At 45.1% G+C, this 1,979-nt stretch carries 1 protein-coding gene; it reads right to left on the reverse strand.

Features of this window, described 5'->3' with window-relative positions:
• Positions 1 to 241 precede the first annotated feature (241 nt).
• Positions 242 to 1,558 carry an ATP-binding protein gene (locus E1189_RS01985; protein WP_155158402.1) on the reverse strand — a complete coding sequence of 439 codons (1,317 nt, stop codon included), beginning with the start codon at positions 1,556 to 1,558 and terminating at the stop codon, positions 242 to 244.
• Between the last annotated feature and the right edge of the window lie 421 nt (positions 1,559 to 1,979).

Raw genomic sequence — 1,979 nt, forward strand, 5'->3', positions numbered from 1 at the left:
TGCAAGCCTGCAGCCGCTTTGTTCATCTGTTGAATAGCTGAGGGAAGTAATGCATTTTTGCATTCAGGCATTACAGTTCTCCGGCGAAGATTTTTTGGCTAAAGGAGTTGAATAATGTATTGCTTGAATCCAGCATGAGCCCATAGACACGGCAGATTTTAAGTCGGCTGTGCTTATTGTATTAATCCAGCCCCAGACCATTACTTTCGCATAGTCTGGGTACTTATGGGAGATCAGCTCTTTAGCCTAGCACCTCCCTAATCCTGGACACATAGTAGAGTGGCAGTACCTTTGCTGTGGGATCATCCAGTGAACCGGCTGAACCAATCAGTTTCAGGGTGGCTGTGGGGCTATACCTTTGCACATAGGTTTTTAGTGATTTTGCCCGCGTTCGCTTTCCGCTTTTTACCTCTACCGGAATAATATCGCCTGTATCTGTTTTATAAAGAAATTCAATCTCACTGCGTGCATATTCCCATGAGTAGGTCGGGCTGCTAAAACGGTTAATCAGTTCATTTTGCACAAAGTTTTCTGCTACATAGCCTTTGTAGTGGTATTTTTGCTCACGGTGTTCTTTGTAACTGATCCCCAGCATATGCCCTAATAAACCCACATCAAAAAGAAACAGCTTGAAAATATTGTCTTTAGCAAGAGGCTTAAGCGGAGATGTCGGATGACAATCGACCGGGTGGCATTTAGAAATGAGGCGACACTTCTCCAGCCAGTTTATAGGGCCAGCAAGCTCCTTATAGCGGTTTTTCTTCTCAATCACGTCTTTAAATTTAAAGCGTTGCACTGAGTCATCAATATTTTTTGAGAGTTGCACCGGAACATTTTCAAAAACCGCCTGAATATGCTGCGCAGGTACCTTATCGGAATACTTGCCAAAGTCCCGTTCATAACCGGCCAGAAGTGCCGAATGTATCTCTTGAATCCGCTGGATTCTTTCCGTAATACCGAGGTCACCCTCTGTTTCAAACCATGCCTTTACAGCTTCAGGCATGCCGCCAACAAAGTAGTAATCTATCAGTCGGCTAAACAGTTTCTCATGGGCGACTTTACCCATATTCATCTGATCAAAAGCCTTGGTAAGGGGAGCCTGATTTGATGCCCAGATAAACTCTTCAAACGTGAATGGATACAGTTCCAGCATCTCGACTTTGCCAACTGGAAATGATCCCAGCAGACCAATATTGGAGCCAGAGGCACAAATGTACATTTCTGGGCATTGCTCAGCAAAAAACTTGAGAGAGTTGATAGCTGGCTGACACTCACCAATCTCATCGAAGATGATCAACGACTGGTGCCTGTTTATGCTGATATTCAGCTCGAGTTCAATGTTGGTAAGAATATCCTCTGGGCTGAGGGAGTCTGCAAACAGGTTCGCAAGCCCCGGCTGTTCGAGAAAGTCGAGCCGTATAACCTGGTTGAAGTGGCCACCAAACAGCTTCTCCAGCAAAAAAGACTTACCCGTTTGCCGGGCTCCATCTAGCAGAACAGGCTTTCTGGTGGACTGCTCCTTCCAAGCCAGCAATTTTTGTAGAAGGAGTCTTTTCATTTAAAGCTCTGGGTGTATAACATCATAAAAAAAGAGTATGACAAAACACTAAAATGCGCAATAAAATGAGAAAAAATACACTTATATTCGCATAAAAATGTAAAAAACATCTTTAAAATGCGCCATAAAATGTTAACCATAGCAAGTAAGATGCGACACTTTTTAGGGAACGCTCAGGTTATACACTATCGACTGCACTATTGGCAGATATCAGGCCGCAAACTGCCCCATATCCGGGAGCACACCTGTGATCCCTGCACCAGAACCAGTTTGGCCAGTTCATCCAGCTCTCGCTGCTGCACCGGTTGGCCATTGCGGATTTTTACCAATGCCGGTCTCGTGCTTGGCAACATCCTCTTGGACGTACATGCTCCAGCTCGGCGAAGTTGGTGCTCTAGGGCCTGTTGAGGTTTTACATCGG

It is taken from the genome of Parendozoicomonas verongulae, from assembly GCF_009711465.1.
Classification (GTDB): domain Bacteria; phylum Pseudomonadota; class Gammaproteobacteria; order Pseudomonadales; family Endozoicomonadaceae; genus Sansalvadorimonas; species Sansalvadorimonas verongulae.